General features: G+C 31.9%; 20 protein-coding genes and 5 pseudogenes. 8 read left to right on the top strand and 17 right to left on the bottom strand.

The features are described from left to right. The first annotated feature begins 502 nt into the window (after window positions 1-502). Complete coding sequence (secY, locus tag ACM6HU_RS21385; RefSeq protein WP_016114948.1) at window positions 503-1807, top strand: preprotein translocase subunit SecY; 1305 nt, start codon at window positions 503-505, stop codon at window positions 1805-1807. Window positions 1808-2301: 494 nt separating this feature from the next. Here the strand turns inward: secY and ACM6HU_RS21380 are convergent. Next, a pseudogene (locus ACM6HU_RS21380) lies at window positions 2302-3054 on the bottom strand (DMT family transporter); the annotation flags it as partial. On the opposite strand from ACM6HU_RS21380, the pseudogene ACM6HU_RS21375 reads away from it, so the two are divergent. After that, window positions 3052-3594 (top strand): annotated as a pseudogene (locus tag ACM6HU_RS21375) (aminotransferase class I/II-fold pyridoxal phosphate-dependent enzyme); the annotation flags it as partial. The pseudogenes ACM6HU_RS21380 and ACM6HU_RS21375 overlap by 3 nt on opposite strands. Here ACM6HU_RS21375 and ACM6HU_RS21370 read toward each other — a convergent pair. The 3 genes from ACM6HU_RS21370 to ACM6HU_RS21360 form a co-directional block, all read right to left on the bottom strand. After that, window positions 3591-4094 (bottom strand): DUF421 domain-containing protein, encoded by a 504-nt coding sequence (locus ACM6HU_RS21370; RefSeq protein WP_016132825.1) that lies wholly within the window; start codon window positions 4092-4094, stop codon window positions 3591-3593. The pseudogene ACM6HU_RS21375 and the gene ACM6HU_RS21370 overlap by 4 nt on opposite strands. Before the next feature lie 302 nt (window positions 4095-4396). Next, window positions 4397-4951 (bottom strand): undecaprenyl-diphosphatase, encoded by a 555-nt coding sequence (locus tag ACM6HU_RS21365; RefSeq protein ID WP_016132824.1) that lies wholly within the window; start codon window positions 4949-4951, stop codon window positions 4397-4399. A 372-nt stretch (window positions 4952-5323) separates the two neighbouring features. Next, window positions 5324-5776, bottom strand: a complete 453-nt coding sequence (locus ACM6HU_RS21360; protein WP_016114942.1) for a CHRD domain-containing protein — start codon at window positions 5774-5776, stop codon at window positions 5324-5326. A gap of 321 nt (window positions 5777-6097) precedes the next feature. Between ACM6HU_RS21360 and ACM6HU_RS21355 the strand changes: the two genes are divergently transcribed. Beyond that, window positions 6098-6313 carry a spore germination protein gene (locus ACM6HU_RS21355; protein WP_003197853.1) on the top strand — a complete coding sequence of 72 codons (216 nt, stop codon included), beginning with the start codon at window positions 6098-6100 and terminating at the stop codon, window positions 6311-6313. 26 nt (window positions 6314-6339) lie between these two features. Here the strand turns inward: ACM6HU_RS21355 and ACM6HU_RS21350 are convergent, their stop codons facing one another. The 4 genes from ACM6HU_RS21350 to ACM6HU_RS21335 form a co-directional block, all read right to left on the bottom strand. After that, window positions 6340-6576, bottom strand: a complete 237-nt coding sequence (locus ACM6HU_RS21350) for a DUF3947 family protein (protein ID WP_077294816.1) — start codon at window positions 6574-6576, stop codon at window positions 6340-6342. 209 nt (window positions 6577-6785) lie between these two features. Next, a complete protein-coding gene (locus ACM6HU_RS21345) occupies window positions 6786-7664 on the bottom strand; it encodes an SDR family oxidoreductase (protein ID WP_016114940.1) in 879 nt (292 codons plus the stop codon). A gap of 12 nt (window positions 7665-7676) precedes the next feature. After that, window positions 7677-8024: a hypothetical protein gene (locus ACM6HU_RS21340; protein WP_098116909.1), complete on the bottom strand. Its 348-nt coding sequence runs from the start codon at window positions 8022-8024 to the stop codon at window positions 7677-7679. Window positions 8025-8046: 22 nt separating this feature from the next. Then, window positions 8047-9417: a PLP-dependent aminotransferase family protein gene (locus tag ACM6HU_RS21335; protein WP_016114938.1), complete on the bottom strand. Its 1371-nt coding sequence runs from the start codon at window positions 9415-9417 to the stop codon at window positions 8047-8049. 125 nt (window positions 9418-9542) lie between these two features. Here ACM6HU_RS21335 and ACM6HU_RS21330 point away from each other — a divergent pair, with 125 nt between their 5' ends. Beyond that, entirely contained in the window at window positions 9543-10481 is a 939-nt protein-coding gene (locus tag ACM6HU_RS21330; RefSeq protein WP_016114937.1) for a DMT family transporter, read from the top strand. Between the two features lie 17 nt (window positions 10482-10498). Further along, window positions 10499-12184: a M3 family oligoendopeptidase gene (locus ACM6HU_RS21325; protein ID WP_016114936.1), complete on the top strand. Its 1686-nt coding sequence runs from the start codon at window positions 10499-10501 to the stop codon at window positions 12182-12184. A gap of 483 nt (window positions 12185-12667) precedes the next feature. Here the strand turns inward: ACM6HU_RS21325 and ACM6HU_RS21320 are convergent, their stop codons facing one another. From ACM6HU_RS21320 to ACM6HU_RS21295, 6 genes and pseudogenes are all read right to left on the bottom strand, one after another. Next, window positions 12668-13474, bottom strand: a complete 807-nt coding sequence (locus tag ACM6HU_RS21320; RefSeq protein WP_016114935.1) for an N-acetylmuramoyl-L-alanine amidase family protein — start codon at window positions 13472-13474, stop codon at window positions 12668-12670. 325 nt (window positions 13475-13799) lie between these two features. Then, window positions 13800-14297, bottom strand: a complete 498-nt coding sequence (locus ACM6HU_RS21315) for an SRPBCC family protein (protein ID WP_016114934.1) — start codon at window positions 14295-14297, stop codon at window positions 13800-13802. Window positions 14298-14466: 169 nt separating this feature from the next. Continuing rightward, window positions 14467-14982: pseudogene (locus tag ACM6HU_RS21310) on the bottom strand (GNAT family N-acetyltransferase); the annotation flags it as partial. A 3-nt stretch (window positions 14983-14985) separates the two neighbouring features. After that, a pseudogene (locus tag ACM6HU_RS21305) lies at window positions 14986-15294 on the bottom strand (NAD(P)H-binding protein); the annotation flags it as partial. 46 nt (window positions 15295-15340) lie between these two features. Next, entirely contained in the window at window positions 15341-16048 is a 708-nt protein-coding gene (mtnN, locus tag ACM6HU_RS21300) for a 5'-methylthioadenosine/S-adenosylhomocysteine nucleosidase (RefSeq protein ID WP_016114931.1), read from the bottom strand. 24 nt (window positions 16049-16072) lie between these two features. Continuing rightward, window positions 16073-16165: pseudogene (locus ACM6HU_RS21295) on the bottom strand (DUF3885 domain-containing protein); the annotation flags it as partial. 358 nt (window positions 16166-16523) lie between these two features. Between ACM6HU_RS21295 and ACM6HU_RS21290 the strand changes: the two are divergent. The 3 genes from ACM6HU_RS21290 (at window position 16524) to ACM6HU_RS21280 (ending at window position 20037) form a co-directional block, all read left to right on the top strand. Continuing rightward, entirely contained in the window at window positions 16524-17216 is a 693-nt protein-coding gene (locus tag ACM6HU_RS21290; RefSeq protein WP_026008582.1) for a response regulator transcription factor, read from the top strand. Further along, window positions 17206-18363 carry a sensor histidine kinase gene (locus ACM6HU_RS21285; protein ID WP_098116910.1) on the top strand — a complete coding sequence of 386 codons (1158 nt, stop codon included), beginning with the start codon at window positions 17206-17208 and terminating at the stop codon, window positions 18361-18363. The genes ACM6HU_RS21290 and ACM6HU_RS21285 overlap by 11 nt, the downstream gene beginning before the upstream one ends. A 663-nt stretch (window positions 18364-19026) precedes the next feature. After that, window positions 19027-20037 (top strand): D-alanyl-D-alanine carboxypeptidase family protein, encoded by a 1011-nt coding sequence (locus tag ACM6HU_RS21280; RefSeq protein WP_077294822.1) that lies wholly within the window; start codon window positions 19027-19029, stop codon window positions 20035-20037. A gap of 59 nt (window positions 20038-20096) precedes the next feature. Here the strand turns inward: ACM6HU_RS21280 and ACM6HU_RS21275 are convergent, their stop codons facing one another. The 3 genes from ACM6HU_RS21275 to ACM6HU_RS21265 form a co-directional block, all read right to left on the bottom strand. Continuing rightward, window positions 20097-20864, bottom strand: coding sequence for a glycosyltransferase (locus ACM6HU_RS21275; protein ID WP_088093706.1), 768 nt, complete (start codon window positions 20862-20864; stop codon window positions 20097-20099). A gap of 200 nt (window positions 20865-21064) precedes the next feature. After that, window positions 21065-21595 (bottom strand): shikimate kinase, encoded by a 531-nt coding sequence (locus ACM6HU_RS21270; RefSeq protein WP_088093707.1) that lies wholly within the window; start codon window positions 21593-21595, stop codon window positions 21065-21067. Window positions 21596-21618: 23 nt separating this feature from the next. Further along, entirely contained in the window at window positions 21619-22104 is a 486-nt protein-coding gene (locus ACM6HU_RS21265) for a DinB family protein (RefSeq protein ID WP_016114926.1), read from the bottom strand. Window positions 22105-22110: the final 6 nt, after the last annotated feature.

Genomic DNA, 22110 nt, shown 5'->3' with positions numbered 1-22110 from the left:
GCATCTACTTCTTTTTCATTTTATTTTAATGTGTTTTGAACAACAAGGTCCGGAAATACTGATCCCATAACCATAAAGGTGTATGAATATCACTTGGAGTAAACACACTTCCTATTAACACTTAATCCCACGCTGCAGCCACAACTTGACTGCTATCAATTGTAGATAATTCTCTACTTATACATAATAACAATTACAAACTTATGTAATCAACTCTTCATATAACAATGTAAAGAATTACCCTTTTCATTCATTTTTCATGCGTATCTATGTACATTTTTTTATTTATTAGTTATATTATGGTTATTGAATGATTACGAAAATAAATCTATCGCTTATAAAAACGTTTGTATTTTTTATATCCATAACAACACTACAAAATGTATGAAAATCCATTTGTCAAATGAATTCTACACGGAAGGAGGCTTGTAGTTCGTTCATCAGGATATAAAAAAACAGTTTTCTTTTTAGATAACTGCTAAAAAATACAGGAGGCGACACGATGTTTCGTACGATTTCAAACTTTATGAGAGTAGCTGAGATAAGAAGGAAAATCTTTTTTACACTTGCGATGTTAATTGTTTTTCGAATTGGCACGTTTATACCAGTTCCTCATACTAACGCAGAGGTATTAAAAGTACAAGATCAAGCCAATGTTTTAGGTATGCTTAATGTATTTGGCGGAGGAGCCTTACAACACTTCTCAATCTTTGCTGTAGGCATCACACCATATATTACAGCCTCCATTATTGTACAATTGTTACAGATGGATGTTGTACCTAAATTTACAGAGTGGGCAAAGCAAGGGGAAATGGGCCGCAAAAAATCAGCTCAGTTTACCCGATACTTTACAATCATACTCGCATTTATTCAAGCCATTGGAATGTCTATTGGCTTTAACAATATAGCAGGCGGACAATTGATTTCAAATCCTAACTGGACTACATATTTATTTATTGCTACAGTGCTAACTGCCGGTACTGCATTTTTACTTTGGTTAGGTGAACAAATTACTGCAAACGGCGTAGGTAACGGAATTTCAATGCTTATATTCGCAGGACTTGTTGCAGCCATTCCAAACGTCGTAAATCAAATTTATTTACAGCAATTCCAAAATGCTGGAGATCAACTGTTTATGCATATTATCAAAATCGTATTGATTGGATTAGTTATTTTAGCAATCGTTGTCGGCGTTATTTATATCCAACAAGCAGTTCGTAAAATACCTATTCAATATGCAAAAGCTGTTTCAGGAAATAATCAATATCAAGGTGCAAAAAATACACATTTACCGCTTAAAGTAAACAGTGCGGGTGTAATCCCGGTAATCTTTGCTTCTGCATTTCTAATGACGCCACGGACCATTGCGCAGTTATTCCCTAACTCTGATATATCTAAATGGTTAAGTACAAATCTGGACTTTACACATCCAGTTGGAATGATCCTTTACGTTGGACTCATTATTGCTTTCACATACTTCTATGCATTTGTTCAAGTAAATCCTGAACAAATGGCCGAAAACTTGAAAAAGCAAAATGGCTATGTTCCAGGTATTCGACCAGGCAAATCTACAGAGCAATATGTAACAAAAATTTTGTATCGCTTAACGTTTATTGGTGCGATTTTCTTAGGTGCTATTTCAATTTTACCAATTGTATTTACGAAAGTGGCTACTTTACCACCTTCTGCTCAAATTGGTGGTACAAGTTTACTCATCATTGTAGGGGTAGCGTTAGAAACAATGAAAACACTAGAAAGCCAGCTTGTGAAGCGTCACTATAAAGGGTTTATAAAGAAAGTAAACTAATATTTTTACATACAAATTAGGCATAATAGAACCCTCTCGTTTTATTTACGAGAGGGTTTTTCATGTTGCTTTATAAAATAGTTTAATTTAAATATTGAGTTATCAGAAAGACTTTGTTTTCTTTTAAAGAAAGATTAATGAAAACATTTCATTCTCTGATGTTACAGGTCACATATCTTAGAATAAAATCCAATCAAAATTGTTTATAAATTCAAAAATTTCTTTCGGATTTTTAAGATTCGTATATATGTTGAATTTCGACATTGTTACATAATGTAAACCTTACAAAAATAGAATACACATATAAAGTTCTCAACCACCCCTTCTCTCAAATGAGATGATTAGGAAAAAAGGGAGAATAAAAACGGGTAAAAGAAGACTTTAGTGATCAAGAAAGGATTGGTGAAGAATCATGAATCAAGTAAGTGATAAAATCCAAACAGTTTCTATAAAATATTCTTATTCTTCTATTTCACAACTAAAATACAATCATGTTACATTTCTTTTTTCAATAATCTCCCCTGTTTAAAGTACACTTCAAGTGTAGAGCGATTTGCTAAAAATACACCAATCAAGATGAAACTCGCTCCGATTCCCATTACTGGATTAATTGGTTCCCCTAAAAATACATATCCTGTAATAACAGCAATTAATGGAGATACATACAGCCAAGTTGATGGGAATACTGGATTGGTCTTTGACAAGAGCCAATAATATAAACCATGCCCACCAATTGACCCTACAAAGATGAGATATAGAATGGGCCATTGTACACTCCAAGATGTTAATATATCGAGATTTGGCTGTTCTATAAAAATAGAACTAATCAGAAGAAAAAGTCCACCGTAAAACATTTGGATTCCGTTAATGAGAAACGGCGATACTTTTGGCAGATCTGAAAGTATTTCTTTTGAATGGATGGAACCTATGCCATAAAATAATTCGCCGACTAATATGACAAAGCAGGCTATACTCCATATAAAAGTGAGTTGTTGGTGCATCCCTGGTAAGGAGATACAAACAACTCCAATAAGCGCTATGATTAGAGCGAGAAATTGCTCCCGTTGTAGTTTTGTTTTATTTCTCTTCGATTGTAATAACAAAATCATCATTGGCCCTGTTGCAGAAAGAACAGCTGCTAAACCCGAAGAAATATACTGTTCAGCCCAATATAATGTTGCAAATGTCATAAAGGTTAAACAAAAACCAGCATATATAATTCGCTTTGAAAGTAGGTATGGTATAATGGTCACGTTATATATTTAAAAGGATTCAGTAAAACATTAGCGCCAGGCCTTCGTATTGCAGCATTAGCTGTAGAAGGACCTATTTTTGAATGGTTATATGCTGTGAAAGCTTCGATGGATATAGGAAGTCCGTTACTAACACAAAAAGCGCTTCTTCCATTTTTACGAACAGAAAGAATGAAAAATCATTTAGAAAAATTACGCACCGCATTACAAATAAGACGCGATACAACACTAGAAATATTAACTTCTCTAACAGAGGAAATTCATTTTCAAAAACCTCTAGGTGGTTTTAATTTATGGATTACACTTCCAGATTCAATCAATGCTTTTATGTTACTTAAAAAAGCGAATGAAGCGAACGTTTCTTTTTTACCAGGAACGGCTTGTTTTTTGAATCATGAATCAAAATATAACTATTTACGAATTAGTTATTCTATGTTAAATGAAAAAGACATGTTGATTGGATTAAAAAGATTTCATAACGTATTGCTAAATTCCCTAAAACAACAAAAAATAGTTAATATATCTCCATATTAACTATTTTTTTTCAGGTTGTATTGGTGCAATATCTTTTCTAACATTTCACAAGTAACCGGCTGCGCTCCAGCTGTTAGTTGATAACCAACGCGGCCATTTGGTTCTACTGTTGCTTGTTGTAATATTTTAATATCATGAATTCCTTGTTCTCTTAAATACATCAGCAGTTGCTGTTCTGTCATTTTTGCACGTCTTAAATTATTTTGTAATATCTTCCCACTTTGAATAATAATGATGCTATTACCATTTAAAAATTGTTCCATCTTTCGTGATTTCATTTCTAAATAATGAATAATAAGTAAAACACCTGAAAATATACAAGCAGCAAGGATAGACGAACCTACTTTGCTACTCAATACCGGCTCTACAATAATACGCCCAATGGAAGCAACAATAATAATCTCAGCTCTTGTCATCTGACTAACTGATTTGCTTCCGGTTAATTTTAAAACGAGGATGCCAGTAACAATTAGAATTATGCTTTCAAAAAAAATATTCATCAACAATCCATTCCTTTAATGGTAATTTATGAATAGCATTACCATTAATCAAATCCTTTATTGTTCACTTGGTACATAAAAACTAAAAACAAGTATATACCAGTACTCCCTAGCATGTACTTGTTTTTAGTTATCCTAGTCAATTCTTATTTCTCCTCATCCCTCTACTAGATTTTTTGAACTTCCAAAAGAGATTTTCAATTTGTGCCTCCTCTTGCTCTACTCCATAAAACAAAAAAGCGGATGTTCTCTTTTTATTTGGTACAATTCCCAAGAATGACATAGGGGATTTGTCTCTTTTTTCATTTAAATAATTTTGTGAACGATGAATATATATTTATAATCCAAGTAATAAGAGATTGAAATGTATATGTATTCTTATCAATAATCACACTTGTTAGACTACCTATAACAGCACTCCCGATTATGTCAAATGGATAATGATGTCCTACCCAAATACGTGAAAAACCCGTCAAAACTGCTAATAACCACATAATAGAGCCAATTAAACGTTCACGAAGTAAAACGGAAGTCGCTACAGAAAAAGCTAAGGCAGTATGTTTACTTGGAAATGAGGAATTACTCTTTGATGGGATAAGCAAACGAATTCGATGGAAAATAAAAGGACGAGGTTTAAAATAAAAAAGTTGGATGATACGGTTTATAAATAAAGTAACTCCTGCTGAAATTCCTGCATACAAAATATTTTTTTTGTAGAAATTGTTTCTAAACCACATAAATATTAATATACAAAGGTATAGATAACGCGTCTTCTGTGAAAGAAAAACCATTATCGCATCCATAGTAGTACCTCGTCCAGCAAGACGATTAATCGCTTTAAACAGCATATAATTCATTGCAGATGTTCTCCTTCATTTCAGAAATGATATATAAAGTCCATTAACTAACAAAAAAATGGAAAACAGTTTATGACTGAATTGCCTGGGTGGCAATTGTTCACCAATGAATTTAAAATGGTCCCCACAAACTATAAACCATCCCTCCAACAATGAACCCTAAACCTAGAAATAACACTATAAAAGCGAGAATTGATTTTTTATTATCTTCCATGAACTTTACCTCCCTAAAAATTATTGGTTCTATATAAATTTCCCCACAACAAAAACCTTTAGTCATAATTATGGCTAAAGGTTTTGTCATCATACTTATAAGTAATAAAAATATGGAATTATAACCTGTAAGAACAGACTATATACAGTTAAGAAAGATTAAAACCTTTTTATTTGCCCTCGAATTTCTCCGTTTGGGTGGTTTTCTGTATGAGCGTTTACATACGAATTGCCGATTTCCATCTTTCTTGCTAGGTCTAACAAGGAAATACCTTGTAAAGGACCAGTAAGATCACTTTCTACAATTATTCCCGTTACCACTCCTCTATTGACACTAATACCACTCGTTACTGGTCCAAAAAGAAATGCGACAATCTGACCATTTTCACCTCGCATCCCTAGATGAATGTGAGCAGCAGTCAATATTTCTATATCATTAAGCACCAATTTAAATCGAAGTCCTGTAAAATCATTATTAAATCTAAATAGTACTAAACCGCAAGCATCTGTTTTTACAAGAGGCACTTCTTCTCGCCCTGTTAATCTAGTTAAAAAACATTTAGACAAAGTATAGTTCACTTCCCTATTCATTAAATAATGTATTTTATTCATTTGATAGAAAACAGCTTGCACGTTTTTACTATAAATAGATTTATCGCTTTTAGATGCACAACGATAAATACATTTTCTTGGGTTAATGGAATCTTATCAATGTTTTTTCTTAATGCATTTATCAAAGTAGCACGAAATATTAATAAAAAAGAGCCCATCTCAATTCCACAAATCTATGCATTTTTTTGTTCAATGATGTCTTTGGTTCATACGATACATTTCTCTTCCGCTCAAATTCGCTTTATGCTAAGCTGCACTTTTACAAAAATAAATCATATAGTGACTTTAACAATCCCTAATCTAATAAAGTAGGTGAAGACTATGCCCTCTGTTGTCGGAAATCTTGTTGTTCAAAATAGTAACGGTTCTTTTAACTTAGGTGATTTCTATAATGTTTCTCCGAAAGAGAATACAAAAGCCTATAATGGTTCAGGATCATCTAATGTTGCTTTTGTAACTAATACCTTTAACGGTGTGAGTGCAACGAATACATTTGATTCTGATGTTGCAGATCAAAATCAAGTTGGTACAGTTTAATTTTATTAAGAGTAATAAAATCAGTTTTATAAATTGTACACAGCACCAATTGGAATTGTTGAAAAATATATCCCATTCTGAGTAATATATGTAGGGTAATAATATTGTACAGACGGATAGTCAAAATGCATACCTTGCATCTGCATTGTTTGTACCTGTGCTTGTAATGCCTGCTGAACAGATTGAAGTGTACCTTGTGCTGCAGTATATGTTACAGCAGGAACTCGAATTTCATTATTAAAATATGGAACATTCATATTCATTCAACTCCCTCTTATATAATCATCTACACACTGTTTTATATATTATGGATATGGGTTTTAAAAAGTTCTAAAACGTAACAATATTTAACAGCCTTTTGTCCACCGTTAGAAGGAATGAAGATGCAGCAAAAATATTTATAAAAACGAAAATGAAGACTAAGAACCGATATATACATGGTTCTTAGTCTTCATTTCATTTTATACAATACTCATTGTCCTTTTAAAACATTCTCTTCAAAATATTTTCCCCAATCAGGTTGTCTTCCATCAATATCTTTAAATCCATATTCTCTCGCTAATCCCCAAGAACTAAGGGCTTTTCCTGTTTTATTATGAACGTTCGAATCACTTGCTAAAGCAGCGATTGCCCTACCAATAAAGAAAGGTGTTTCAGATGCGATAAAGTGTGGATCTTTCTTTGCACCTTCTTGCCAATTTTCTTCTGTTATACCAAATAAATCTAACATTGCTTCCGAACGGAGAAATCCAGGGCTTACCGCAACAGCAGTAATATGATGTTCCTCTAAATCTTTCGCCATTGCTTCTGCCAAATGGATGGTTGAGATTTTTGCTAAACTATAATATAGGTTTCCACGGTACTGATAATCGACACCGTCTGTAATTTCAATGACAAGCCCTTTCTTCTTTTTCACCATAAGCGGTACACCATAATAACTTGTCATCATATGCGAATGGACAGCACGTTGTTGCATGAGTAATCCGTTATGTAAGTCGTGTTCCCAAAACGGTTTTTCCCATTCAGTAAGCGGATCGCCACCCCAAACATCATTTACTAAAATATCAAGTTTTCCGTTTTGTTCTTCTTGAACTCTATTAAATAGCGCTTTAATATCAGCTTCTACTGTATGATCTACACGAACAGCAATCCCTCTTCCTCCTTGTTTTGTAACAAGCTCTGCTGTTTCTTCAATCGTTTCTGTTCGTCCCATTGATGATAAATTCCCGTTTGTGCTTCTTCCCGTTACGTACACAGTTGCTCCCGCTTCACCAAGCATCATTGCAATACCTCTTCCAGCACCGCGTGTCGCACCAGCTACAACTGCGACTTTTCCTTGTAATGGTTTCATATAAAATTCTCCTTAATGTTTATTTTCCAGTCTAATTAATTTAGGCACATGCTCTCTATCATACTTTTTTGTATATATTTCCTCATCCGGAGTAACAAATTTTAGCGTAATCTTACCACAAACACCAGTGTAAAATTCGAACTCACCTTGTGAATTTGAAATAGCAAGTTCTTCATTTACGATTGAGTCTGCATAAACTTTAACATTCGATATAGAAAGGTTGTTGCCATCTACAATAACTGACTTTATATGAATAGCAACCCCTTTACAATTTTCACTTCCTTTATTATACATAACCATTACTATCACTCCGGTTCCTACGACAATACATATCAACAAGGCTATTATGTTTTTCTTCATAATAAACCTCCTATATGAAGTGTTAGTCTTTCTTAAAATGGAAATCTACACGATTTACTTGTTTCATTTCCTCGATTACTCTATGAATTCCTACCCTAATTTTATCTTCTTTCATATTTGATACATTCAGTTTTAAAAGTTTTTCTTTACGGAAAGAAGACAAATAATTTTTATCAACAGTCTCTATAAATATTTGATTTTGTCCTAAGTTTTTAATAAGCGTTTCCGTGACAATACTTTTATGTAATGATAAGCACGTATGTATTCCTATTTTGCTTTCTGTTTTACAAAACAGATGTTGATTTTCTTTATAAGCTTCTTCTAATGCTCCAGATAACGCCTTAGATCTAGCGTAATATGACAATTGGATTTTTTGTTTGTGTCGTTCAAACATCCCGCTTTTTATGTAAATTTCTAAAGCAGCTTGGGAAATCATTGAACTATCAATATCTAATAGCTTTTTATATTTATGAAACGCTTCTGCAATAGAAGCAGGAATAACTGCCACACCTACACGTAATCCAGGGAAAATAATCTTCGAATAACTTTTTAGATAGATTACATGTGAAGAATTATCGTAACTATATAGTGGATCTACCTTTGGGTTTTGTTCTAAATCTGCTAAATAATCATCCTCTACTATAAATACATTGTATTTCTTTGCGAGAGAAATAATCTTTTCTTTTTCCTTCTTAGAATATGAAGTGCCGAGTGGATGATGAAATCTTGGGATGGTATAAAAGAATTTTATCTTTCCCGTTCGAAATATCTTTTCTAACTCAAATAAATCAATACCTTTAGCAGTGCGTTTTATTCCGATTACAGGAGTACGATTTGTTTCTAGATATTCAATAAATAAGTGATAACTCGGTTGCTCAATAAGTATCGTTTCATTTTGAGTTGGAAAGGGTATTGAAGTTAATATAACTAGAGCTTGCTGAACTCCTGAGGTGATAAAGATATTTTCTTCTTTTGTGAAAACTTGATAGTTCGCTAGTTGTTTTTGCACAACTGAAATTAAAGATGGCAGCCCTTTAGGTGTACCGTATATAAACAAATCATTCTTATACGTATCAATTGCCTTATTAATACAATGTTGAAAATCTAAGTAAGGAAATACATCAGGATCTGGAGCTGAAGATGAAAAATCAAAATTCTCTGTTTCATCTTCTTCATAATTCCCCATTTTTTTCACCACATAATATCCACTTTGAGGTACGGAATAAATAATATGGCGCTTCTCTAATTCATGAAGTGCACGTATAATGGTTGCTTTGTTGCACTCATATTGTGATACGAGTGAACGTATAGACGGTAATTTCCTACCTTCTCTTATCTCTCCTTTTTGAATCATGCTTTCTAAATCATTTAATACATTTAAATATTTATACATGATTACACCTCAACGTCCATTTTGTACCGGTACAGTTTGTATTTGTTCACATTGTAGCACCGATTCAGAAAGATTACCATGTACATATACTGGCCAGTAGTAAATCAATTATATGAGGTGAAATTATGAAAAACACAACTAAAGCATATACAGCCGCATTAGTATATGCCTTTATTATCGGATTTTCATTTATGTTTGTGAAATTAGCATTAACGGTTACAACTCCTCTCGATATACTTGCACACCGTTTTACAGTTGCTTTTTTAATAGCAACTATTCCTATCATTTTTGGTTTTGTAAAATTAAATATTTCATTTAAAAACATACTTTCACTTTTGCCACTAGCAATCTTTTACCCAGCATTATTCTTTGCGTTCCAGGCTTTCGGCTTAGTATATACAAGCTCGTCTGAAGCTGGGATTATCCAAGCTGTCATTCCGATATTCACAATGATTTTCGCTTCTTACTTTTTAAAAGAATTTACAAATGCATGGCAAAAAATATCTGTACTCATTTCTGTAATTGGTGTTATTTATATATTTGTTATGAATGGCATAGGAACTCATGAGACTAGTTTTATAGGAGTTGCTTTTATTCTGCTATCGGCGTTATCATCTGCTTGCTACAATGTTTTAGCACGAAAAATGACAAAGAAATTTAAGTTAATAGACTTAACATATATAATGACAATGATTGGGTTTCTTAGTTTCAATTTAATCGCTATCATTGAACATATGAATGAAGGTACTGTAAATGCATACTTTAAACCATTTACAAACGGAACATTTCTTATATCTATTTTATATTTAGGATTATTGTCTTCTTTGCTAACAGCATTTTTATTAAATTATTCATTGTCTTATATGGAAGCAGCTAAAATGAGTGTCTTTAGTAATCTATCTACACTTATTACAATTATTGCAGGAGTATTATTCTTACACGAACAAATTGCATACTATCATATCGTTGGGGCCATAATGATTGTTCTTGGTATAGTAGGTACAAACTTCCTAGGTAAAAAAGGAATTCATATGAAAGAAAAGAATACCTCTATTAGTAAATAAAAAGTGAGGGATTTTTCATGCAGCAGGCAATGCCTATTAATATTAGTAATATAGCTGAACTAACAAAAGAATTGGATACATTATTAAACGTATCAATATCTTCTAATCAAGAACTTGAGAATTGGTTAATACAACAATCACAGACTTTAAATTCTATCAATGAGCAACTCATGCAACATTATATTGCTTTTCAACGAAATACAAATGATATAAAGGTAAAAAAAGCTTTTGACTTTGATCAAAAAAATGTACAGCCTACATTAAAACGTTATAAAAGTCTACTAGATCAAAAATATTATGAATCACCCTATCGTTTCCAGTTAGATCCCTCTCAGTTTGGATTCTTAGATACAAAAATCCAAAACATTAGAAGCCTCTTTAACGAAGAAAATATTAGTTTAGAGGTTACTGAAGATGAGTTAATAACAAGATATTTTGAAATCACTGGTAATCTCTCTTCTATGTGGGGCAGTGAAGAAGTAAACCTTTCTGAATTAAGAATATATCTACAAGATTCTGATCGAAACATTCGTCAAAAAGCGATGACTGCTATCTCTGAAAAATTTTTATCCGTAGAGAATGAAATTCAAGAAATCTTAAATCAGTTGATTGTACTTCGAACAAAAAAAGCTAGAAACGTTGGTTTAACCAATTATCGTGACTACATGTTTAAAAAATACGAGCGTTTTGATTACACTGCCGAACAATGCAATGAATTCGCCGAATCTATTCGTAAATACGTTGTGCCGCTTCAAGAAAAAACACATAAAAAATTACAGGAAAAGCTTCGGGTAGATACATTACGTCCGTGGGATATACATGCTGTACCTGCAGATCATAAACCTTTACAACCTGTAAAAAATGAAAATGAATTAATAGAAAAAAGCAAAACACTTTTCGCAGAGATTGATTCAAGTTTTTCAGCTCTTCTAGAAAAAATGCATAACCATTTAGATTTGGAGAGCAGAAAAGGGAAAGCACCTGGTGGATTCTGTGAATATTTGCCCGCATCTAAGTTATCATTTATTTTTATGAATTTAACAAGAACACAGGATGATGTTGTTGTTTTCTTACATGAGATGGGTCACTGTATTCATCATGATTTAATGAAAGATATTTCGATACATCAATATCAACATTTACCAATGGAGACTGCTGAATTAGCAAGTATGACAATGGAACTATTTACAATGAACAACTGGGATGTTTTTTATAATAATCAAGAAGATTTTAAACAAGCTAAGCAAGAACAATTAACACAAATTATAGAGTATTTACCAATTACACTGATTATTGATCAATTTCAACACTGGTTGTATGAGAATCCAACTCATACTGTTGAAGAAAGAAATGCTAAGTTTTTAGAACTTTCTTCTCTATATAATTCAAGTATCGTAAATACAGATGGCTATAAAAATTGGATCGTCGCACAATGGTTATCTGTTCTACATATTTTTGAAGTACCCTTCTATTATATTGAATACGCAATTGCACAAATTGGTGCTTTACAAATGTATAAACAATATAAAGAAAACCCTCAGCAAGCATTGCAAAACTATAAAAAAGCTTTATCTTTAGGTAGTTCTAAATCTGTAAAAACAGTATATGAAGCAGCTGGAATTCGATTTGACTTTTCTGGTGAAACAATTAAGGATTTGATGTGTTTTGTTGAAGAGGAATTAGCGTTATTAGAAAAAATATGAGTAATTAAGCCTACGTTTTACTTAATTTAACCTTTACTAAAAGACTCTATTTTGAAATTATATTTTTCAAAATAGAGTCTTAGTTTATCATTATTAGTTTACATAATAATATTATATTTTTTCGAGATGATGACTTACAAGCAAAACACCAACTGGTTGGTATTTATATGATGATTTAAAGGAATCAATAACTATTCGATCCTTTCAGACATTTGCTGAACAAATTGTCTTGGTCGTCGATGAAGCTAATAATGAAGTGATTGGTCTTGATATTTTTGGATAAGCTTTTACTTCTAACTGAACTATTAAATGATTGTTAAAACGAAAAAGCACAATGATGTGCTTTTTCGTTTTAACTCTTCACTTTTAATCAGATAACACCGCTTATTAAAATCTTCTTCTGGGGATCGAATCTCAATAAACAAATCCGCATAAACTCCTACTCATTAAGAAAGGGTAGAAAATTCCTTCTATGTAATTACATCAAGCTTTCTGAGAATATTGTAAAATACCATTTGCATCAAAATAATAATAATAACCATCTAATAAAATCCAACCTCTAGTCATATGATATCCTGCATAAAAATGATACCACTTGCCATCATATTTTAACCATCCAACATGTTGTGATCCATCTTGTTTCATATAAGCCCAACCTACACCATCATGTACCCAACCTGTTTGCATTTGACCGTTGGAGTTAAAATAATAAAGCTTTCCATCAATATGATTCCAGCCAGTACTCATATATTTATCTTTAGGTGAATAATACCAATACCCACCATTTTGAAACCAACCAGTTTGCTGTGAGCCGTCCGCTTTAAAATATGCCCAACCTACACCATCATGTACCCAACCTGTCTGCATTTGACCACTGGAATTAAAATAATAGTTTTTGCCATCCACCTTATACCACCCTGTTACCATTGCCCCGGAACCATTCAATAAAAAATACCATTTCCCTCCGTCTTGTAGCCAACCATGATATAACGATCCGTTTTTAAAATAATACCAGTATCCACTATAAGAGAACCATCCATTTCTTGGAGCTTTGACCGTATTACGTTCTTGGTTAGAGTATTGAATACCATGTTTATTTCCTTTAATATCACTATTCCTTATTTCTGGTGAAAGCTCTGTTTTTATATGAATTGCTTTTTGCTGTTGGACAGCAGGTGTTTTTTGAAATCTTTGATTCTGTTTTTCTTGCTTAGAATTTTCCTGTGCATGTGAAATAGTAGGAAATAAAATAGCAGAAGATAAAATAACTGAAACTATTCTTTTTTTCATATGTATCCCCCTATGATAATGTTAAGAGTAATTTGGTAAAAATATACTCTATTAAAATATATTACCACAACGAGTGTAGTTCGAATATAAAATAACTATAAAAACATTGGAACTTGGATATAACAAGTTGTGTATAAAATGGTTTCAGAAAAACATATTGCCTCGAAATATAATAAAAAACAGCACTTTTTTATGTACTGTTTTTTATTATTGTGAACAATTATGTACTCTTTTCTGTATTTATTTCATTCATCATATATAATCAACAGTTTTTTATTTCACGATAAAAGCTTTTTTAATCTGTAATTATCACATAATAATACAATTAATTTAAATCATTATTTTCGATTTTACTAATTACTAACTTATATCTTTTATACCATTTTTCCCATTCATCTTTTGGAAAGTCCATGTCATGACCATCTAATACAGAAGAAAAAATTTCTAAACATATATGCCATCCAGATAAATCTTTTGGTGTGTGTTCATTTATTTCATGAATAAATTCCTTTAATATTAATAGACAACCATCTGGATTTTTATGTACTTCAAATCGAACACGATCTTCTCCCCAAGTAAATTCTAATACAGAATTTACTTGACAGTCTAAAATATTGATATCAATAAAATCCCCTGAGCCATCCATCATATCAAATTTTATAATACCTTCTTTTTGTAGGTTCTCAATATGAAGGTTTGGCATCCATCTTGCTAGTTTATCATTCTCTGTTAATACAGCCCAAACTTGTTCTACTGCATGATTTAATGAACGGTTAAATTGAGCTACATATTCATTATCTATTTTCTCTATTAAAGCTAACATAGTCATACCTCCATTTAAACTCGAAAAACAAACATACGCTCGTTTTTTAAAAATATCACACAAAACACATGAAAAAGCAAATAAAAACTTATGATGTCTATAAAAATATAAATCCTTCAGTTTCTTTTAAAGTATGCAGCTGAAAGATTTTTCTATTTTCCCCTAAACGTTACAATGTATAATACATTTCATACTGAGCCAACGAACTTTTCTCGAATCCACATTTTTTTACAAACCCTTCAAGTAAACCATTATTAGGGAATCCAATAGAAAGACTGGAAAACTGTAATTCTTTGCTTACAGTTTGTAATAGACTTGTAGCCACTCTAATTCTTCTATATTTTTTATCAACAAATAATAAACTTATCTTACCATTGTCACTAACACATATACATCCCTTTAAATCATCATTAATATAAGCTCCATAATACGTATTATTTTCAGTTTTCTCCATATAATCGATATCATTTTGCCAATTTATATGGAAGTTTAACCATTTTTGTATACCGTTTTGAAATTCGCCAAACTTAATTTGCTTTATTTCTATATTTTGTACACTCTTACTTGTCAAAATAGAAGTGTTCCTCAAATTATAGTAAGACAGATCATATACTTTTTCATACCCTAACTTCGTATAAAATTGAATCGCTCTATCATTACCGACAATGACTTCAAGAAAAAGTTGCTATCGCTTGATTTTGTATTCTTCCATTACTTTTAAAATATGATTTGTCACCGTACTAAATATATATGATTCTTTCTTAGGTTTCCCCACTGCAATAATAACAGCCTTTCAGCCTTGTAGTAATCGACGTATTGCAGAAATATCGCGAGCATCTCCTTTTACAACTTCCAAATGTTTATGCGATATTTTAAATATTTGTGGATTTCGTGTGAGAATACGTACACAGTATCCTTCTTGTAGTGCTTGAGTTATAAGGTATTTACCAGCCTTTCCGTTTGCACTGATAATTGCTACTTTATTTATTATTTTCATGACTAAAGTTAGGCTCCTTTTAAAGGATATAGATTTATATATCATATTATTGATGAGATGTAGTTAATTCGTAAACGCGTAAAAACGAAATTAAATATTCACATGCTCTCTCACAGGCTAACATTTTAAACACCTTTTGTTCCTCTACAGTTTTATCATTTGCTTGATCTGAAGCTGCTTTCAAACAAAGAAAAGGCTTTTTATTCACATGACATACGTATGCAAAAGCAGCTATTTCTTGATCAACAGCTATTGCACCATATACAGTATGTAGTAAATATCTCATTTCCGTACTGCGAATACGCTGATCTCCGGATATGAAAGTTCCAAAATGTACTGGATCATAAGCACGCACTTTTTTTATTTGTCTTACAAGGTATTTCGTTGTTTCAATAGGAGCTGCTCTACCAGTATATAAATCGAAACTATCCGTTCCTGTTCCCGCAGCGGTTACATCATGCTGTAGTGTGTTAAGTGCAACAACAATATGACCATTCTTTACTTTCTCAGATAAACTTCCGCAAATGCCTGTCATAAATAACTGTTCAGGCTTAAATTCACTTATTAGTAACTGTACGCAACTAGCACAGTTCACTTTTCCAACACCAGTAATTACAGAGATTATTTCTAATTCATTTATAGAATGAAAATGAAATTCCCAAGCAGCTCGTTTTTCTACACGATGGCTTGGATAATACTGATACAAGTATGTAAGCTCTGGTTCCCATGCGGATACAATTGCAATACGTTTCATTACACTTTTCACTTCCCCCTATTTTCATTTGAATAATTCACCGATGTTTTTTCGCTCATAACATGGAATCCACTTTTTATATAAATACCTTATTAATTCTTTATTCTTCGTAAGTACTTCACATCCTCTTCTAGATCCTTTCTAATTTACTATTCCTTTTAAATAATTCAAATTTCACTTATTTTATATTTCAAATCCCAATCTAATAAAAACTTTCTTATATCACTTTTCCAAGCTCCACTGGGTTCAAATGTATATAGTTTTTTATGTAACACGTTACTTTCTCCTCAATAAAACTTTGTTTCAACATATCACAAAGAAACAAATTACCCTGTTATTTTTATTCGTGATGTATTTTTTTAATTCTTTTCAATACGTTACATGAAATTTTGTGTGTGATCTTAACTCCCAAATGCCTAAATGTTTGTTATTATATTAATGATGAGGGAATGTAAAGAAAGGAATTAAGTATATGATGGAAAGAAACATTTTAATTATTGATGATGATAAAGAAATTGTAGAATTACTAGCCGTTTATTTACGAAATGAAGGCTACAGCATTTATAAAGCATATGATGGTGATGAAGCATTACACATGCTCTCACTTCATCAGATTGACCTTATGATATTAGATATTATGATGCCAAAACGAAATGGACTAGAAGTCTGCCAGCAAGTTAGAGAAGAAAATACGGTACCTATTCTTATGCTAAGTGCAAAAGCCGAAGATATGGATAAAATCCTAGGTCTTATGACAGGTGCAGATGATTATATGATTAAGCCCTTTAATCCATTAGAATTAATAGCTAGAGTTAAAGCGCTATTACGTAGATCTTCATTCCAACAAGTTACATCACTTAATGATGATGGTATTATTCGCATCCGCTCTGTTGAAATACATAAACATAATCATACTGTGAAAGTGAATGGAGAGTATATTAAACTTACATCTATTGAATTTGATATCTTATATTTACTTGCCAGCAATACTGGTAGAGTATTTAGTTCAGAGGAAATATTTGAACGAGTTTGGAATGAAGATGGTTATGGTTCCAATAAAACTGTAATGGTTCATATTAGTAACCTAAGAGAAAAACTTGAAACAGGAACGAATGGCGAAAAACTCATCCATACTGTTTGGGGAGTAGGTTATAAAATTGAGAAATGAGACATTTGACATATTAAAAGTCATTCCGAAATGGAAAATTGTTTTTTGGCTTTTAGTATCTATTTTGCTTACACCCATTACCGAGGTTGTCATATCCCGTCTTGTTACGAGTGTAATTGACAGTTCCCTTACATTAACGGCATTAAGTGGAGAATTTGTCAGAATCGTCGGCTACGAAAAGTATATGGGATTAAAGGAGTCTCTTTGGACAATGATGGGATCCTATCTGTTTTTATTCTCGATTTTTTCATTCTATGTTTATATTTTCTATCGTCACGAAAAAAAACTATATTATGAAGTATGCATAAAGCAAATGATTGACGAAATTCGTTATATTGCGGATGGTAATTTTAATCATAAAGTATCTATTTTACAACATAATTATTTAGAAGACTTAGCAACTGGTGTCAATCACATTGTAGAGCAGTTAAAAGTTTCAATTGAAGAAGAACGTCAAACTGAACAAGCCAAAAGTGAACTCATCACAAATGTATCACATGACTTACGGACACCGCTAACATCCATAGTTGGCTATGTTAATCTCATACATCATGATAATTACAGAGATGAAGTAGAATTACGTCATTATATTCAAGTTATTTATGACAAAGTAAATCGATTAAACATGCTAATGAATGACTTATTTGAGTATACGCGTGTTCAAAATAACGAGTTACAACTAAATACTGTACCTATTGATATAATTGAACTACTTGGCCAACTATCTGTTCAATTTCGTATGCAATTCCAGGAAGCCAATATTGAGTGTAGACCTTCATTTCCACCAGAAAAACTTATGGCCCTTGCTGATGGAGACAAATTAGTACGTGTATTTGAGAACTTAATTATAAATGCTATGACGTATGGTAATGATGGGAAATTTATTGATATAACAGCTTATCAAGACGGAAACATGATTGTAATCGATATTACAAATTACGGACAGCCTATCCCAAGTACAGATTTAGCACATATTTTTGAACGCTTCTATCGTGTTGAAAAATCCCGTTCTGCATACACGGGAGGATCAGGCCTTGGATTAGCGATTGCAAAAAGTATTGTGGAGATTCACGATGGAACAATTGAGGTATATAGCGATACTGAACAAACAACATTTACTGTGAAGCTTCTTTCATATAAGCAATAAAAAGCATTTATCTCAACAACTAAAAATCCACTAAAAAAATCACCTATTAGAACAAGAAAAGTACTATATTCTAAATATAATAGTGATTTTGTTGTGTTGATTGATAAACCCCATGGAAAAATTCCATGGGGTTTTATTTCCGATCTATCAACTTATCACTATCAATATAAAAAATAAAAACCTAGAATGTAAGCATTTTACATGGATTGTAGCTATAGCACGCCAGATGGGTTATGAGCCTCCAAATACAGATGTTTTAGGAACTAAAGAATAGTGAGAAATAACAGTTTGTACCTGCGTAAGTTGATTTTTTTCCAATAATTCCAAATGATTCTTCACTTTTCCCTACTGTACTTAAGAAGATTTTCCACCTCTAACTGTTACTTCCACTTCATAATTTACTTCTACGTTAAATAAACTGAAAAAATTTACTCTTTAAGGATTCTTAATTTATCCATTACTAATTCATTCCTGTCCTCTACTTCTAAATCTTCTTTATGTTTAAATGTGAGTGAAAATACATGTTTATTTCCTCATGATGACCATAATTATCCAAAATTTATATATTCCTTATAATTCTTTAGAAATTCTTTAACTTTTCTTTCCTCCTAGTTAAAGATTAATTTTTACACTAGTAATATCGATATACAAGGAGGATAGCTTATGCAACATTTTAAGAATTTGATGCTTCTTATATTGTCTTTTCTTATTACTGCAATTCTTGTTTTTTATTTTTATTTCTATGTAAACGGACCTTCAATTAAAGCAGCATCAGCTATTTTAATAGATGCAACATCAGAAGAGATTGTATATAAAAAAAATGAAGATACCCCTTTCTCCTCAGCAAGTTTATCAAAAATGATGACAGAGTATATTGTGTTAGAACAAATACAAAAAGGAAAAATCAAGTGGGATGATCGTGTGAAAATAAGTAATTCTTCCATTCAAATGGAAGGAAATAATATCGATATAACTTTTGAAGATCAAATAACGATTCGAGATTTGTTTCATGCAATGGTTCTTGCATCTGATAATAGTGCGGCCGTATTTTTAGCAGAACATATTTCGAAAAGTGAACAAGACTTTACGAATTTAATGAATGAAAAAGCGACACAATTAGGATTATCTAATAAAACGTATTTTGCAAATGCAACCGGCATAATGAATAAACAAAAAGAATCTAAAATAACAGCCTTAGATGCCTCGAAACTAGCCCAGCATTTAATAACGGATTATCCTATGATATTAGAAATCACCCAATTAACTTCTTATCAATTCACCTTCAAAGATATACATGTTTTCAATACAAATAAAATGTTGTATTCACTTGATAGTAAAATAAAATTCAAAGGAGTTGATGGTTTACAAACTAGCTTTTCAAATCCTGCTGGATATAGTTTTGCTAGTACAGCAAAGCAAGGAAACAAGAGGTTTATTTCGATTGTAATGGAGGCAAATGGAGAAAATAGTGCTTTTATCGAAACAAAAAAACTATTTACTTATGGTTCCGATCCTACTCACCTTCCATCTCTTCAATCTATTAAAGATTATGTAATATCGTGGATATCTCTACTTCAGTTTGAAAATCTATTTTTACAAACAATAATAATTTTTGTTATTATTTCCATTTCACTATTCGTACATATACGAAAAAAAGATTCAGAGGATTTCTAACTAAAAAGCTTCTTTCACATAAAAAACCGGCTTGTATTTTCTAAAAAAGCCGGTTTTCCTTATTTCCCTTTTTTCTTTTCATAGTATAATTCATCTGCATACTTTTTATTTGTTCCCTTTAAATATGCCAAAATAATTTGAGGTCTCTTTACTAAAGTCCAATCACCATGCTCATCAAATTTTCTACAAGATGTTGTCATATAAGCTTTTTTAATGGTAGTAAAGCCTTTCCCATGGATCTTACCGTATTTTTTTAAACGCATTGCAAATTCCGCATCTTCAGCCATTAATAAATCCTCATTAAACCCACCAATTGCTTCAAAATCCTTTCTATAACACCAAAACATTCCGACAGAAACGAGTCCATATTTAAAAATGAAAGGAATAATTAACAATAATCCTGAAACAATAATTCCTAATGAAATACGTTCAAATTTCCCTTTTACTCCCCCTCCTATATATTTTCCAGTTTTTAAATGCTTATCTATTTCTCTTAACATATTCTCACTCATCCAGCTATCAGCATCAATTGTAACAATGATTTCTCCTCGAGCTATTTTCGCCCCAGCATTTCTAATTTTAGATAGGTTCTTATTCTCATCTTGTAAAGTTATACAATGATAAGATTGTGCAATTTCTTCTGTGCAATCACTACAACGATTTAATACAACAATTACCTCGACTTGATTTTTATAAAATTTGGATGCAACCACAATGGAATCAAGACATCTACCAATATATTTTTCTTCATTGTGTGCAGGTATGATAATGGAAAACTTAACATCTTGTTCACCATCCGTTCCGGCAAAACAACCATTTCTATCCATATCATATCTCTCCTATGTAAACCTTATTTATCAATTCATTTTCTTACTATATTTACAACCGACTTATTATTGAACGCCGTTGTTTATTCAAGTTGTACTATGAACAAAGCCTTACTATTTTTGAAATGATTAAAGTCTATAAAACAAAAAGTTTTTTCTTAATGCATGTACTTTTTCAAAAAAACACCAATTAAAATGTCTCAATTTAAGCGTGACAATCCTACTCTCGATACTTCCATCTCTGTATTATCTTTCAGAATAATCAATTTCTCCTCATGCTGTTTTAACATACTCAAAATTTCTGATTTACTATCTTTTTCAAAATCATTCGTCCACTTAAACATTTTCATTAACATTTTAAATGTGGGCTTATAGTTAGCCTTTTCCAGGTTAAGTAACTGCAAAATAAATCTTTTTATTATTCTGACTATCCTCTTCACTACACTTACATCTAAGAATATAATTAAATCTGCTTTTTGAAAGCTTTGCGATACCCATTTATGATGGGCACCTTCAACAATCCAAGCATTTGAATTTACAATATTGTAAAGTTGTTCATCTCTTTCCTTAGGTGTATTTCTTATATCTCCATTTTTAGTCCTTCTCCAAACAACATTATCTAGCTCATAATAAGGAATATTTAATTGATAAGATAATGCTCTTGCTAAGGTTGTTTTTCCACTTCCAACAGAACCAATGATATGAATTTTATTAGGTATAATACTTTTCAAAACAACCACCACTTTATAGATTTTTACAAAATAGAATTCCCAGCTTCTATCATTAAACCTCTTCTAATTAAATTTGCTGACACAGGCTGAAGATTCAACTCTCTTGCCCAAATAGATAATTGACCAATATGATGGATCTCATGAGCAACCACATGACGTAGAACCTCGCCATATTTGAATGTCTCATCAGTCCATGAGGCTGCTAATATTTTATCCTCTAAATTACTTGACCATGTTTGCGTAAAGGCTTCCATTTTAGTTCGAAAGGAATCAGAAAGCTGCTTCACTTTTTCTAACGTTCTATAATCTTCAAACTTCAGTTCGAAATCCGCTTTCCCTTGAAGCGCACGTATCCAGCTATACTCTACATCTACAATATGAAATAAAGTTTCTAAAATACCCCCTACTCGTCCAACACGTTTACAGAGTAAATCTTCTTCCGAAAGCTGTTTGCACCATTCAAACCATTGATCTCTTACTTGCCAATTGTATCGAAATAAAGTTTCCAATAAATA

This window comes from Bacillus sp. IT-79MI2 (genome assembly GCF_949768135.1).
GTDB lineage: Bacteria > Bacillota > Bacilli > Bacillales > Bacillaceae_G > Bacillus_A > Bacillus_A pseudomycoides.
This window is presented reverse-complemented; position numbering and strand designations above follow the sequence as displayed.

Excerpts from the sequence above, each read along its gene's own strand:
- ACM6HU_RS21345 (WP_016114940.1), bottom strand. The coding sequence starts at position 7,664 with ATGAAACCATTACAAGGAAAAGTCGCAGTTGTAGCTGGTGCGACACGC.
- secY (WP_016114948.1), top strand. The coding sequence starts at position 503 with ATGTTTCGTACGATTTCAAACTTTATGAGAGTAGCTGAGATAAGAAGG.
- ACM6HU_RS21350 (WP_077294816.1), bottom strand. The coding sequence starts at position 6,576 with ATGAATATGAATGTTCCATATTTTAATAATGAAATTCGAGTTCCTGCT.
- ACM6HU_RS21315 (WP_016114934.1), bottom strand. The coding sequence starts at position 14,297 with ATGTTAGCTTTAATAGAGAAAATAGATAATGAATATGTAGCTCAATTT.
- ACM6HU_RS21325 (WP_016114936.1), top strand. The coding sequence starts at position 10,499 with ATGCAGCAGGCAATGCCTATTAATATTAGTAATATAGCTGAACTAACA.
- ACM6HU_RS21320 (WP_016114935.1), bottom strand. The coding sequence starts at position 13,474 with ATGAAAAAAAGAATAGTTTCAGTTATTTTATCTTCTGCTATTTTATTT.
- ACM6HU_RS21340 (WP_098116909.1), bottom strand. The coding sequence starts at position 8,024 with ATGAAGAAAAACATAATAGCCTTGTTGATATGTATTGTCGTAGGAACC.
- ACM6HU_RS21330 (WP_016114937.1), top strand. The coding sequence starts at position 9,543 with ATGAAAAACACAACTAAAGCATATACAGCCGCATTAGTATATGCCTTT.
- ACM6HU_RS21370 (WP_016132825.1), bottom strand. The coding sequence starts at position 4,094 with ATGAATATTTTTTTTGAAAGCATAATTCTAATTGTTACTGGCATCCTC.
- ACM6HU_RS21365 (WP_016132824.1), bottom strand. The coding sequence starts at position 4,951 with ATGAATTATATGCTGTTTAAAGCGATTAATCGTCTTGCTGGACGAGGT.
- ACM6HU_RS21290 (WP_026008582.1), top strand. The coding sequence starts at position 16,524 with ATGGAAAGAAACATTTTAATTATTGATGATGATAAAGAAATTGTAGAA.
- ACM6HU_RS21335 (WP_016114938.1), bottom strand. The coding sequence starts at position 9,417 with ATGTATAAATATTTAAATGTATTAAATGATTTAGAAAGCATGATTCAA.
- ACM6HU_RS21275 (WP_088093706.1), bottom strand. The coding sequence starts at position 20,864 with ATGGATAGAAATGGTTGTTTTGCCGGAACGGATGGTGAACAAGATGTT.
- ACM6HU_RS21280 (WP_077294822.1), top strand. The coding sequence starts at position 19,027 with ATGCAACATTTTAAGAATTTGATGCTTCTTATATTGTCTTTTCTTATT.
- ACM6HU_RS21355 (WP_003197853.1), top strand. The coding sequence starts at position 6,098 with ATGCCCTCTGTTGTCGGAAATCTTGTTGTTCAAAATAGTAACGGTTCT.
- ACM6HU_RS21360 (WP_016114942.1), bottom strand. The coding sequence starts at position 5,776 with ATGAATAAAATACATTATTTAATGAATAGGGAAGTGAACTATACTTTG.
- mtnN (WP_016114931.1), bottom strand. The coding sequence starts at position 16,048 with ATGAAACGTATTGCAATTGTATCCGCATGGGAACCAGAGCTTACATAC.